Raw genomic sequence first — 14,951 nt, 5'->3', positions numbered from 1 at the left:
GCCATCGAGGCCGACAAATTCAATGCAATGGCCGTGACAAGAAGCGGAGTTCCTCTTCACACAGCGAGCAATTGCGACCATGCCAGATTTTATACTTCTCGATTATCCCGCCCTGAGTTCGTCTTCCCCGCCGACCGAGACGCGCTTGCCGGACACCTACGACGACGCCCTGCTCTTGACCGCTTCGCAGCGCTGGCGTGACAGCAGCGAGGGTTTGCGTGAGCTGATTGTCGGTATTCCGGCCGCCCGCGACACCCTGGCTCGGTCGCTGGAACTGAAATGGGATCTGGGCGAGCCAGACATCGGCCTGCAATTTGCGGCCACCGAGCAACGCCCTGAACACTTCGTCCCGCTGGTCCAGGCGTGCGCCTTTGTCTTCCAGCATCCGACACTGCCTGACACGCTCAATCAGCAGTGCAAGGTGATCGGCCTGCCGACGACGCATGCGCTGTTCACGCGGACACCGCAACAATTGCTGGAACGGCTCAAGACACTCGACCCGGAACAAGCCCTGCGCACCGCCTGGAATGAGTATTGGGATGAGCGCGCGCCGGGTACACCGGTGTCACGCCGTGAACGGGCCCGGCAGTTTTACTGCGAGCATCTGGAAGCCACTGCTCAAGTGGCCCTCGCCCGCCGCCAACTGACCGCGGCACAACTCAAGCCCTTGGCATTGCTGATGGATGCGAGCAGCGCCACGGTGCAGGTCACCACCCAGACACTGGCGCTGGTAATGAGCAACGGCAGCAAAGTGAAGATTCCCGCGGCGTGGGTGATCAACTTCGCAAACGCCGCGCCGCTCCCGCATTGGCTGTATCTGCCATTGTGCGCCGAGGCGTTCAAGGGGTTCGCCGGGCGCACCGAACTTGAGGCCTGGCTGACCGCTCAGAATCTGGTTCCACGTGGGTTGCCCAGCGCTGGCATGGGATTCGAATACACCGACCGCGATCTGCCTCTGAGCACGGGCATGACCGACCTGCTGGAGCATTTGCGCAAGGCGCAGATTGATGCGCTGCGCAATAGCCGGATCGCCGCGCCAGACTTTGCCGAACACGCTGGCAGCGCCCTCGATCATGCCGATCTGACTGACCGCCAACGCAGCACCACCGGCGTATTCGCCTCGCCACCGCGCATGACGCCTGACGTGAGCGAAGACGATGAGCCGTCATTGTTCGGCAGTCTGCACGCCGAAATACCCTGGGCGCTTCGTCAGGCGGCATTGGGCCGTCAGCGCACTGCCCTGGAAACGCTGCGCGGTATCGCGCAAGAAAGCAGCACATTACAGCCGGTCAAGGATGCACACGCGGCACTGGAAAACGCCGAACAAGCCGCCGACACAGCGATCACCGCCCTTCTGACAGGTTCGCGCGCTACCGATCCGGCCACGTTCGAGCGTCAACTCACCGCCCTGCACAAAGCCCACAAGAACGGTTTGCAGGCGGAAATCAACGCGCAATATTTGCTCGGACAAGTGACCACTGAGGAGCGCGACCGGGTCAATGCGCTTCTGGATACCCCGACCAGTCCGGGGGCCGGGCACAGGGCCGCGAGTCTGATCGTGAGCCTGAGCGAGCACACCGCTGACAAGCACACACTCACGACGCAGACACTCAACGGCCCGTTCGTGATGACGCACCCGGACGCACTGCTCGACCCGGCATCGGCGCACAGCATGTTGCTGTACTGGCCGGGCACCGGCGGTGGCCTGCAGACATTCGCTGATCGTCGGTCGCTGGAAAACCGCGTGTTCAAAATCACCGCGCAGGACAACACCCGCACCCTGCAACTGAAGGCAATCGAGACAGATCCACTGCGACACGCCTTGAATGGCCTGATCGGCGAATTCGAAGAGCAAGCCGCAGCAATCCGCACACGCCTTGGCGCCGACGCGCAGGCAGCCGAACAAGCCGAGCAACTGAGCATGTTGCGCGAACGCTTCAACGCCGCCCTGCAAGTGCCCGTGCATGCGGCGCGCAGCCTGGCGCTGATGCATGTGCAGGAGCAAGAGCGAACGGCCACGCTGGTCGCCAACCTGCCCGACTGGCTGGGCAACCTGCCAGTCACCGAGCGCGTCGCCCTCAACACCGAGATCCACGCGTTCATCAAGGCCATGCAACTGAGCCACGCCTTGATGACCACCGCGTTGGAGCCACGCGACGACTTCACTCGCAAGCACTTGCATGCGCGTTTGCGCAAAGACTTTTCGCTGCAGGGTGATTTCACGGTCACCCTGGATCTGCCCGATGAGGTCAAATGGGAAACCCGATACAGCGCCGGGCCCACGGGCCCCGTGCGATCGTCAGTGATGGTTGCCGGTGACAAGCGCAGTCACCTTACGCTTGAAGAACTGGCGCAGCTCAACCTCGACAAAGAGCAATCGGTGCAACAGGACTCGCTGTCGCAGCGACTGATATTCATGCGGTTGAAGGTGATCGCAGCGAATCGTCAGGACCGTATCCGCTTGCTCAACGGCGTCAACCTGATCTATTTGCGCAAAGTGCTGCCCGAACTGGATCTGCCCAAGGCCTATGAACGCCAGATCTACGAGGCCTTCCGAGGGGCTAGCGGCGCGTCCGCGTTCACTTTGGCGCATCACCGCGAATGCCTGATCGAGCCCTGGCGCCAGACCCTCAGGTTACAAGGCCGTTTTGCCCGTTTGCAGGGTCATATCAACGACAGTCAGCTGCAAATACTGGACATCGCGATCAGCGCCGACCATGCACAGGCGTGGAACAGGCATAACCAGCGCGTGGTCATCCTGCCGGCTATCCTGACCATGGGCGGCAAGGACACCCCGCGTCAAGGGCCCAGCACGCTATCAGGTGTGACCTTTATCCAGGAGCAGGTCAGCGGCGTCACTCTGGTGTATCTGCCCGAGAGCCCGGATGGCCGGTTTTTGCGTTCATATGACAACCTGCAAGCGGCACGCTTGGGGCTGTACAGGCTTTGCCAGCGAGACTCGATGATCACCTATGTGGCCGGGCGTACGGTCCACGGCAATGTGCGCGCTCATAAAAGTCGTATCAATGAAGCCGTGTACAGACGCTTTGACGCGATGATCGGCGTTGGCACGCGCTGGCCGGTGACCACCTCCCTGGCCGCGCACCTGCTCGATACGCACATGGGCCGACTGATCATGGCGCACCGCGATACCTCCCGTTCCAATGATGAGCTGTATCTGGAACGTTTCGCGCTGCGCGGCCCGCGTGCGTTCAACTACTTGAAGATGGCGCTCGGCATGCTGCCCTTCATCGGCACCGCCATCGCGTTCTACGATGCCTGGACTGCGGCGAACCAGGCGGTGGCGGCGTTCTTGCGCGGCGAGATCGGCGATGGGCTGGAAGAACTGGCAACGATGTTGTTGTGCCTGATCGACGCGGCGGTCGACCTGCTTCCCGGTGAAGCGCTGACCGGTGTCCTGTCGCGCACCGCCCGCGCATTGACGCGTATGCGCCAGGCGCAGCGGCTGCTGCGCAATGTGGCGGCACTGCATGGCAACAGCCAGCGCCAGGCCCGTCACCTGCTCGCACGCTTCGCCAGATACGAGTATGAACAACCGATTTCGCTGGCCGGCCTGCAAACAGGCAACCACGGTATTTATCGCGGGATCTACCGCCATGCCGACGGTGACTTCATTGTCCGTCAGGGCCGGATTTTCGAGGTTCAACTCGACACCAGCGCACGCTTCTGGCGTTTGCGCGGTACCCGCCAGGCCACCTACAGGCAACCGGTTGCCCTGGATGAAACCGGCCAGTGGGACACCTGGTTCGGCGTTCATGGCACAACATTCGAAGGCGGTGGCCTCGGCGGCGGTAATGTCGCCGGGCATCTGGCCGACGCGCTTGAGCCGATCTGGCCGCAGGTCATTCGGCAACGCTTGCCGCGCTGGTGGGTGGATCGAACGCATCGCCGTTATCAATACCTGGCCATTCAGGCCAACGCCTCGGCCCCCGAATTCCGTTTGCGCATCAGAAACAGCGACGTTGCGATAAACCGCCTCGCGGCGACACCAGCGGAAAAAGTAAGCCGGCCCTTGATTGCGGCGTCTGAAGCCGCCGCTGTCGGCGACATTGAGCTGGGAAAGCGGCGTTACCAGACGTTGGTCGAACTGGAGGCGGTGTCCACTGGCGATGTACGCCGTATGGTGAACGAGCAGCAAAGCTATCCGGCCTCGATGGTGGCGGACCGGTACCTACACCGCGTGAATCATTACTACTGGTCGAATACCCATTACCGCAAGATCGAGGCACTGAACGCACAACTGCGTGCGTTGCCGGAAGACGCCTACGCCGAGCTGAGGGAAGTGCATAAACAGATACGTGAACACCGTGTCGAGATGCTGTCCGAACTGGATCAGATTGAAACCCTGAGAAATGAGGCAAACCACTGGTACAGACGCATCGGGAAGGCAGACGACAGGCAAAGGCTAGCGGACCCTTTGGGTCAAGTTAACGACGCTTACAGCGATTTTCGGCTGACTGAAAGGAGGGTCTCACATCGGTATCACGCGGTTTATCGATCCGGTATTCCCAAAGAGATGGCGTGGTATCACCTCAATGATCAGATACGCGATTTGCATGGAAAATTCAGACGTACTCTGGACACACATCGTGCCTTGGCATTGGCTGAAGTCACGTCCGAACAACGCGATCAAATCCTTCAACGCTGCGTAGATGTGTACACGGAGTTCAGTCGCGAGATGAAAGTCTGGACCAGCGGTTATCCGCAGCTTTTCTACGAGGACATGGTCGACCCATTGTTGTCCGGAATTGATTTGCTCACCGACCATGCTCGCAAGAACATCGCGCGCCCGCGGCCCGTGCGTACTACGCAAAAGGCAGGAAAAATACCGCCCAAGGTCTTCCCTACTGAAGATGAATACTGGCTGATCGGGACGGAAAATTGGGATCCGAAAACCAAAAAGTACGAATACACGATGAAAAACGGCGAAGTCTGGGAAGAAACCGCCAACCAGAAATATCGCCTGAAAGCATCGGCAATCGTGCCCCCGCGGCAGGAACAGCCAGAGCTCGCGGCGTTGCTGGCCGAAGCACGCACGCGCCTCGATTCGCAAGCGACTTACCTGGGGCGGGTTCAGTCATACGCCGATAAAGGCATGCTGCCGGTCAATGTGGAACACATGATGGTCAGTGAATCCGCCGAACTGACGCGCCGGGCCGATCGTATCCATGCGCTTTCGCCACAAGACCCGATGATTGTCGAACTGCGCACCACCGCCACCGAGCTGACAGCCACCGGCCGCGCCTTGCGCACCCGCCAGTCACTGACCAGCAAGAAACCCACCGACGGCATGCTGCTGGATCTGATCGGACAAAACGCCGTGACCATTCGCAAGGTCGCACCGCTGAAAGATCTTGGCAAAAAAACTCGAAAGGACTTCATGCAGGAATATGAAATCCGGAATCGGACCCTCATCCCCAATGAACTGCTGTGGTACGCGCACTTTCACTATTCCAGTGCAACGCCCGTACTGCGCGCGTTCGAGAAAGCCCATCTGAAACTTCCCGAACACCGTTTTCTGACCCACGCCGATAATGCCAGCCTGCCCTACGCCGATATCGGCAAGCAGTCGGCAGTGCTGGTGCATTTCGAAGGGCTCTGAGCTTCGTTGCCAGGCAAAAACCCCGTTGAGCTATCGGCTGCAACGGGGTTGCTGCTGCGCCCACGCACGCGTCCTGACCACCGGAAAAATGCACAGAGGCGATATCCCTGTACCGCCACGCGCTGTGTCCACTGACTTTCAATAGTTCGCAAGAGGGGTGGATCCTCCGCCCCCGGCACCGAGTATTTTTTGTCCATGGACGTTTCTCTGCAGTTGACCATGCCCGAACCGGCCTCCGTTCTCTTGCCGGCCTTCAAACCCAGCGCGCGCCTGCCCGATGAAAGCCTGGCGATCAGCGCCATGAGTCGATGGCGACAAAGCCGGGAAGGCCTGCGCGAAATGCTGGCGGCGACTCCGGGCATGCGCGACACGCTCAACCACAGGTTCAAGGAAGTTCTCGATCTCGATGGCGAGCGCACCGGTCTGCTGTTCCCCGCCACGGATCTGCTGCCTGAACGGTTCATCAGTTTCACCAACGTCTGCGCCTTCGTTCTGCAGTATCCACAGGTGGAAAAAGACCTGAATCAGCAGTGCCGGGTATCCGGCCTGCCTCAGGCGCACCCGCTGCAGGCCCTGCAACCTGAGCAATGGTTCGAGCGCTTGAAGATGCTCGGTATGCAGCAGGCGCATGCGCAACGGTGGCGAGCGTTCTGGGACAGTCGAGCACCGGGCACGGCGGTTTCTCGGCGCGAGCATGTCCAACAGCTTTATCGCCTTCATTTCGAAGCCTGCGCGCACCTGGCCTATGCCCATAAAACCCTGAGTGCCGAGCAGCTCAAACTGGTGCAGTTGGTCATTGATCCACCGCCCGGTGCGCTGATGATGAATGCGCAGCCGGTCTACACCGAGCAACTGGCAATGGTCCTCAAAGACGAGCGTAAAGTCATGCTCAGCGGGGCGTGGGTAATTCGGGCCGGTGCCGACGCCGACGCTGCCCCCCTGCTTTACCTGCCGTGTCGCGCCGTTGCAATCCAGGCCTTCGCGCAACGCAGCGACATGCAAGCGTGGCTGCTCGAACAGTCGCTCGTGCCCACCGGACTGCCCACCGACGACATCCGCTTTGAGTACACCGTCAGCACCGACGCGCTGGAACTCGGTGCCCACGACCTGCTCGCGCACCGCCAGCAATCTCAAGTCACCTTGCTGACCACCCCGAGCCGCCGCGAAGCCACCCTGGCGGCAGATGGCGGACAATCCCTCGCCCAGGTCGACCGGGTCGATCAACAGCGCAGCCACGATGAACTGATTGCGGCACCGCCGAGTCCGACGCCGCCACTGCCCCCGGTCGATGCCGATGACGACGCCGAGGCTGATGAGCAGGCATTGTTCGGCAGCCTGTTCGCTGATATTCCCTGGCCATTGCGTCAGGCGGCACTGAACCGCCAGCGCGAGGCGTTTGAGGCGCGAATGGCAGACGTCGGTGACGGCCCCGGGCTGCAATCCTTCAAGGATTCGCTCAAGGCACTGGAGTCTGCCGAACAGGCCGGCGACGAAGCGGCCACGGCCCTGCTCTATCGGGCACGGACGTCGGACCTGCAGACATTCCAGCGTGAATTCACCGCGCTGCATGCGGCGCACAAGGCCGGGTTGCAGGCCGAATGCGCACTGCAACAGGCGCTGGGGCAACTCGACGAAGACGACTGCAACAGGCTGCGCACCGTGCTCGACGCATTGCCGGTAGCCGGCGGTGACACCGTTGTCGCCAGCATAACCCTGACGATGAGCACTGACGTCGCAGGCCAGACCACGCTCACTACGCAAGAACTGCCCGGCGTCTGGGTCGTCACCCAAGCCGCGGTGCTCCGCGACCCGACCTGCGCGTGCAGCCTGCTCCTGTATTGGCCCGGCACCGGCGGCGGCTTGCAGCGCTACGCCGGGCTTGGCGAAATGGCACGCCAGGTGTTCAAGATCGATCCGGCGGATCGCACATTGACCCTGCAGCTCAAACAGATTCGTGATGATGTGCTGGTCCATGGGCTCAACCAGCTGACAAGCGAATTCGAAGAACAGGCCGCCATGCTGCGCCAGCGTCATGCAGCTTCCAACGATGCCGGCGCGCTCGGTGAAGCGCTGGACAGCTTGCGCACCAAAACGCTCGCCAGGTTGCAGGTTCCGGTGCACGCCGCCAGAAGCCTGGCCTTTGCCCACCTGTTGGAACAGAGCCGTAGCGCGACGCTGGTTTCCCACCTGCCCGACTGGCTGAAAACCATGGCGGAGGCCGATCGGCTGACGCTCAAAAAGCTGATGGAGGCGTACATGGCGGCCATGGGCCGCAGTCATGAAATCATGACCCTGTTGCTGGAACCGCGCGATGACTTCACGCGCAAGCGCCTGCACGCACGGCTGAGCAAGGACTTTGCGCTCACGGGCAGTGTCCGGGTCCAGCTTGATCTGCCCGACACGACAAAATGGCAAAGCCAGTTCTACCCCGCGCCAGGCGCGCCTATGACACCGGAAAAACTGGTCCTTGTGCCCAGTGCCGCGCGCAGCAAAATGAGCCTTGAAGAGCTGGCGCAAACCAACATCGACAACACGCCATCGATGCAACTGGAGCCGCTGGCGCTACGCCTGGCCTTCATGAAGGTTGAGGTCAGCACCCGCGAAGAAGCCGAGCGTCTGCGCTTGACGTCGGGCATTACCCTAGACTACCTCAAGCAAGTGCTGCCGGAGTTGAACCTGCCGCACGCTTACGAACAACTGATCCGCGACACCTTCAACGGCCCCCTCACCGAGTCGGCGTTCGCCAGGGCACATCGCCGCGAATGCCTGGTCGAGCCGTGGCGCCTGATGCTGCGTTTACAGGGTGAATGCGCGCGCCTGCAGCGGCATATCGGCAGTGATGACCTGCTTACACTGAACATCGCCATCGACGCCAACACTGCCCAGGCGTGGCGCACCGATGGCAAACGTGTGGTGTTACTGCCGGCTTACCTGAGTGCCGGGGGCAAGGACACCCCATACCAATTGTCGGTGGCCCTGTCGGGTGTGACCTTTATCCAGGAACAGGTCAGCGGCGTGACGTTGCTTTACCTGCCGGACAGCCCCGACGGACAGTTCCTGCGCCGGTACGACAGCCTTGAAGCCGCGCGCAAGGGCCTGTTCAACTTGTCCGTGGTCGACAAATGGAACAAGTACCTCGCCGGTCGGACGTTGCAGGGTAATGTTCGCGCTCACGAAAACCGGCTGAACCAGGCCTGGGCCAATCGCTACGACGCCATGATTGGCGTCGGTCTGAGCTGGCCGGCTACCACGTCACTGAGCGAGCATCTGCTCGACGCCCACATGGGCCGGCTGATCGAGGCTCATCGCGGGACCTCTCGCTCCAACGATGCGTTGTACCTGGAGCGTTACGCGCTCAAAGGTCCACGCGCCTTCAATTACATCAAGATGGCAGTCGGGCTGGTGCCATTTGTCGGCACCGTACTGTCCCTCTACGATGCATGGACGGCTGCCAATCAGGCCGTGGCAGCTTTTCTGCGCGGTGAAATCGGCGATGGCTTGAGCGAACTCAGGTCAGTGCTGACCAGTTTGATCGACGCGGCCATGGACCTGCTGCCGGGCGAAATGCCCAGCTCGACCTTGTCCCGCACGGCCCGCCAGCTCACCCGTACTCGCCAATTGCGCCGCCTGGCTCGCCACGCGTCGGCCTTGAAAGGCACTTCCCAACGCGAGGCCCGGCAGGTGGTGCAGCGCTTCAAGGACTACGAATACGAATTGCCGATTTCCCTTGCCGGCCTGCAACCCGCCACCCATGGCCTCTATCGCGGGATCTACCGGCATGCCGATGGCGACTTCATCGTCCGTCAGGGGCGGATCTTTGAAGTGCAGCGCAGTCAGGATTCGCGCAACTGGCGATTGGTCGGCAACAGTCGCAAAACCTACAAGCAACCGATTGCCCTGGACGAAAGTGGTCAGTGGGACACCTGGTTCGGTGTATACGGCACGACTTTCGAGGGGGGTGGACTGGGTGGCGGGCAAGTACTCGGGCACATGGCCGATGCGCTTGATCCGCTCTGGCCGCAGGCGATTCGTCAGCAATTGCCGCGTTGGTGGGTCGACCACGCTTTTCGCCGTCATCATCGCCTGGCCCAGGCTGCCGAGGGCCTCGGGGATCAGATTCAGGCCAGAAACACGGTGAGCAATGCGGCGATCAACCGGTATAACGATGCCGCAGCCAAGGATCGTCCAGCACTGGTCGCCGCTGCCGAAACGGCGTGTCTGGGTGACATCGAACTGGCCAAACGCGCTTTTCAGACACTGGATGAATTGATCCCGTTGACCAGCGGCAACAAAAAACAGGAGGCCAGGCTGTTCCGCAGCAAGACCGCCTGGCAGTTGACCGACCGCTATCATCGCGTGGCCTCTTACACGTCACGCAGTGTCCTGCCCATCACCAATAGAATCGACGAGTTGACTCAGGCGCTGAACAATCTGCCAGGCAACAACCTCGCCCCTCGGATAGCTCTGCTTGAGGAGATCCGCCTGCTGCGCTTGCAATACCTCAGCAAACTGGATCGGCTTGAGAAACTGAAGATCGAGCTCAATCTGTGGAATGAGCGCATTCAGGTCAGGGCAGACAAGCTCGATCTCGCCTCCGACGTCAACGAGATCAACAGCAAACACAGTGACGCCAGTCTGCTGTATCTGCGCACCAGCCAGCGCTTGGAAACCGTAAAGCGTTACGGCCGGGCTGATGATGTGTCGTGGTTCTATCTGCTGGGCCAGGCACACGAACTGCGCATTGATGTCGATCGCGCTCTGTACACGCAATACATCTTGCCGACCCTCACCGCGACCCCGGCCCAACGCAGCCGGATTCTGCAGAACTGCGTCGACCTGTACAGCCGTTTTCGCCTCGAGATGAACATCTGGACCCACCGTTACCCACAGCACTTTCACCTTGATCAGGTGGAACCGCTGCTCAACGGTATCGAACAGCTAGGCGAACGTGCGCGCAGGGGCATTATCGCGCCGGCGCAAGCGGCACCGGCAGGCCAATCTGCCCAGCGCGTTTTTACCACCGCCGACAATCAGTTGCTGTATGGCGTCGAGCGCTGGGAGCCGACGACGCAAACACGCCAATACGTGTCGACGGGCCGGGGCGGCCATGAAGAAATCTGGCAACAGGGCAACGATGGTCAATTCCGCTTGCTGAACCCGCGACCAGTCGAACAGCAAGCACCCGCGAACCTGCAACTGCCGGCATTGCTGACAGAAGCTCGACAACGCCTCGCTACGCTCCCGGCCTATCAAACCCGGGTCCAGGCATATGCCGAACAGAACATGCTCCCGGTGAATCTGGAACATATGCTGGTCAGCGAAGCCGCCGAGCTCACTCGCCGTGCCGACCGCATCGCCGCCAGCGCGCCGCAGGAGCCGGTCATTGAGCAACTGCGCGACCAGGCCGCTCAATTGATCACCAGCGGCCGCGCCATGCGTACTCGCCAGTCGCTGGTCAGCCGCGACCCCACCGACGGGATGTTGCTCGATTTGATCAGCGAAAACGCGGTAGAAATACGTCGCAACACCGCGATCAGAAACCTCGGAAGGCGCGACGGTCGCACCGACTACATGCAGGAATATGAAGTGTGGAATTTGACGTCCGAGCCAGCCGGGTTGTTGTGGTACGCCCACTTTCACTATCGCAGTGCGACGCCAGTGTTCGGCACATTCGAGAAGGCTCACTTGAAGCTGCCCGAACACCGTTTCCTGACCCACGCTGACGACGCCACCCTGCCCTACGCGAATATCGGCAGGCAGTCGGCGGTGCTGGAGCATTTCCAGGCGCTGGCCAACTAGATTCACGGGGCCGCAGGCCTATATCACCGACATTAAAAAACCCGTTGCGCCCCAAGGCACAACGGGTTTCATGCAGCGCCGGATCAAATGGTGACGCTTATGCCAGTTGACTGCGCAACTGTCGAGCCGCCGCCACCATGTTCACCAACGCCGCTTCTGTCTCGGGCCAGGCGCGGGTTTTCAGACCGCAGTCGGGGTTGACCCACAGGCGCTCGGCGGGAATCCGTTGCACCGCTTTACGCATCAACTTGAACATCTCGGCGGTGTCCGGCACCCGTGGCGAGTGGATGTCATAGACGCCGGGGCCGATGTCGTTCGGGTAGTCGAACGCCTCAAAGGCGTCGAGCAATTCCATGTCCGAGCGCGAGGTTTCGATGGTGATGACGTCGGCGTCCATCTCGGCAATCGCCTTGATCACATCGTTGAATTCGCTGTAGCACATGTGCGTGTGAATCTGCGTTTCGTCCTTCACGCCAGACGCCGTCAGACGGAACGCCTCGACCGCCCAGTCCAGATATTCCTGCCATTGCGCCCGCCGTAACGGCAGGCCTTCGCGGAAAGCGGCTTCGTCGATCTGCACGATCTTGATGCCGGCGTTTTCCAGATCAACCACTTCATCGCGCAGGGCCAGCGCCAGTTGCTGCGCCTGGATCTTGCGCGATACGTCTTCACGCGGGAACGACCACATCAGCATGGTCACGGGACCGGTCAACATGCCTTTCATGACCTTGTCGGTCAGGCCCTGCGCGTAGCTGATCCAGTCGACCGTCATCGCTTGCGGACGACTCAGGTCGCCATAAATCACCGCCGGTTTCACACAGCGCGAACCGTAGCTCTGGACCCAGCCGAACCGGGTGAACAGGTAGCCGTCGAGTTGCTCGGCGAAGTACTCGACCATGTCGTTGCGCTCGGCCTCACCGTGCACCAGCACGTCCAGCCCGAGGCGTTCCTGAATCTGCACGGCGTGGCGGATTTCACTGCGCATGGCGTCGTGGTAATCGTTGGCCGACAGCTTGCCCTGCTTGAACGCCTGACGCGCCAGACGGATCGCCCCGGTCTGCGGGAACGAGCCGATGGTGGTAGTCGGGAACGTCGGCAATTGCAGACGCGCCTGTTGCCTGGCGATGCGCTTGGCAAACGGCGAATGACGCTGACTGTCGCTGGCATTGATCGCCTTGACCCGCGCCTGCACTGCGGTTTTATGAATACGTGGCGACTGCGCGCGGCTGGCCTGAATAGCCCGACTCTTGGCCAGTGCAGATTGCACCTTGGGCGCCTGCGGATCGTTCAGCGCATCACGCAGCACGGAGATTTCGCTGCACTTCTGTACGGCAAACGCCAGCCAGCTTTTCAGTTCCGGATCGAGTGTGTCTTCACGCTCGACATCCACCGGACTGTGCAGCAACGAGCAGGAACTGCTGACCCACAGGTTGTCGCCGAAACGCTCCTGCGCCGGTTGCAGTTGCGCCAGCGCCTGCTCCAGTTCGCAGCGCCAGACGTTGCGACCATTGACCAGACCTACCGAGAGAATCTTGTAGGTCGGCAGACGATCGAGCACCTGACCGAGTTGCTCCGGCGCGCGCACCGCGTCGATGTGCAGCCCCTGCACCGGCAGACCCACGGCCAGACCCAGGTTGTCTTCGAGGCCGCTGAAATACGTCGCCACCAGTTTCTTCAGCGGCGAATACTGGAGGATGTGATAAGCGCGTTCGAAGGCGCTTTTCCATGCTTGCGGCAGGTCGAGGGTGAGGATCGGTTCGTCGATCTGCACCCATTCCACGCCTTGCTCGGCGAGGCGCACGAGAATTTCGTTGTAGACCGGCAGCAAGCGCTCAAGCAAATCCAGCTTGTCGAAATCATTGCCTTTGGCCTTGCCCAGCCACAGATAAGTCAGCGGGCCGATGATCACCGGTTTGACGTTGTGGCCCAGCGCTTTGGCCTCTTCGACTTCGTCGAACAACTGGTTCCAGCTCAGCTTGAATATTTGATTAGCGCTGAATTCCGGGACGAGATAGTGGTAGTTGGTGTCGAACCACTTGGTCAGTTCTTGCGCATATTGAGTCTTGCCGTGCTCGGCGCCGCAGCAGTTGGCAGACGCACCACGGGCCATGGCGAACAGGGTGTCGAGGCTCGGCAGGCCGCGCTCGTCACGCACGCCGTCGAAACGCTCGGGGATCACGCCGAACGTCAGCGAATGGGTCAGCACCTGGTCGTACCAGGCGAAGTCGCCGACCGGCAGCAGATCGATACCGGCGTCTTTCTGCAATTGCCAGTGGCGGGCGCGCAGTTCACGACCGACCTGGTTCAGGGCAGCCTGATCAAGATCGCCGTGCCAATAGGCTTCGAGGGCTTTCTTCAGTTCGCGGTCGGCGCCGATGCGCGGGAAACCAAGGGTGTGGGCCACGGCCATGTCGAGTGTGCTCCATTGCATAAAAGATGGCGCCATTGTCGACAGTCAAACCAACATGAGACAAACTCAACCTTTTCGTGTTGATCACAAGTTTTCCTCATGGAGCCAGCCGGTGCTTGAAATCCGTCATCTGAAAACCCTGCACGCCCTGCGCGAAGCCGACAGCCTGGTCGATGCCGCTGACCGTTTGCACCTGACCCAATCGGCACTTTCGCACCAGTTCAAGGAGCTTGAAGAGCGGCTGGGCATGCAGTTGTTCGTGCGCAAGACCAAACCGGTGCGCTTCACCAGCGCCGGCCTGCGCCTGCTGCAACTGGCCGACGCGACCCTGCCACTGCTGCGCGCCGCCGAGCGCGACATCAGCCGCTTGGCCGGTGGCGCTGCCGGGCGTTTGCACATGGCAATCGAATGCCACAGTTGCTTCCAGTGGCTGATGCCGACCATCGACCAATTCCGCGATGCCTGGCCGGAGGTCGAACTCGACCTCGCGTCAGGCTTCTCCTTTGCGCCGCTGCCGGCCCTGGCGCGTGGCGATCTGGATCTGGTGGTGACCTCTGATCCGCTGGAAATCGCCGGCATCACTTACGTGCCGTTGTTCACCTACGAAGCCATGCTCGCGGTGGCCAATCAGCATGCGCTGGCGAGCAAACCGTACATCGTCCCCGAAGACTTGCTGACTGAAACGCTGATCACCTACCCGGTAGAACGCGACCGACTGGACATCTTCACCCGCTTCCTCGAACCGGCCGACATCGAACCGGCGCAAGTGCGCACTTCGGAGCTGACGGTGATGATGATGCAACTGGTCGCCAGCGGCCGTGGCGTCTGCGGCATGCCGCACTGGGCGCTACATGAATACAGCTCACGCGGTTACGTGAAAGGCAAACGGTTGGGCGAGAAAGGCTTGTTTGCCACGCTGTACGCGGGGATACGCGCCGACATGCTCGATGCGCCGTACATGCGTGATTTTCTGCTGACGGCCAAGGACACATCGTTTTCGACGCTTGATGGGGTCAGTGCCGTGCGCTGATACGAGAACACCACGAGTCCCTGTAGGAGCGAGCCTGCTCGCGATGGCGTCGGGTCAGGCAATATTTGAGCGACTGACACACCGCTTTC

Annotated in this window: 4 protein-coding genes; 3 read left to right on the top strand and 1 reads right to left on the bottom strand. The window is 61.0% G+C overall.

Annotation, left to right across the window (positions count from 1 at the left end; all coding sequences use genetic code 11):
• The first annotated feature begins 79 nt into the window (after positions 1-79).
• Together ICA15_RS26040 and ICA15_RS26035 are read left to right on the top strand one after the other, a co-directional pair.
• On the top strand, positions 80-5,623 hold the full coding sequence (locus ICA15_RS26040) for a dermonecrotic toxin domain-containing protein (protein WP_210555022.1): 5,544 nt from the start codon (positions 80-82) through the stop codon (positions 5,621-5,623).
• A 195-nt stretch (positions 5,624-5,818) separates the two neighbouring features.
• A complete protein-coding gene (locus tag ICA15_RS26035) occupies positions 5,819-11,422 on the top strand; it encodes a dermonecrotic toxin domain-containing protein (RefSeq protein WP_210555021.1) in 5,604 nt (1,867 codons plus the stop codon).
• Between the two features lie 97 nt (positions 11,423-11,519).
• Here the strand turns inward: ICA15_RS26035 and metE are convergent, their stop codons facing one another.
• On the bottom strand, positions 11,520-13,832 hold the full coding sequence (gene metE / locus ICA15_RS26030) for a 5-methyltetrahydropteroyltriglutamate--homocysteine S-methyltransferase (protein ID WP_210555061.1): 2,313 nt from the start codon (positions 13,830-13,832) through the stop codon (positions 11,520-11,522).
• Between the two features lie 112 nt (positions 13,833-13,944).
• Here metE and metR point away from each other — a divergent pair, with 112 nt between their 5' ends.
• Complete coding sequence (gene metR / locus ICA15_RS26025) at positions 13,945-14,862, top strand: transcriptional regulator MetR (protein ID WP_210555020.1); 918 nt, start codon at positions 13,945-13,947, stop codon at positions 14,860-14,862.
• Positions 14,863-14,951 lie beyond the last annotated feature (89 nt).

The sequence above is a fragment of the Pseudomonas sp. P116 genome, from assembly GCF_020149425.1.
GTDB classification, from domain to species: domain Bacteria; phylum Pseudomonadota; class Gammaproteobacteria; order Pseudomonadales; family Pseudomonadaceae; genus Aquipseudomonas; species Aquipseudomonas anatoliensis.
Note: the sequence above shows the minus strand (reverse complement) of the source record. Positions and strands in the feature narration are given on the sequence as shown.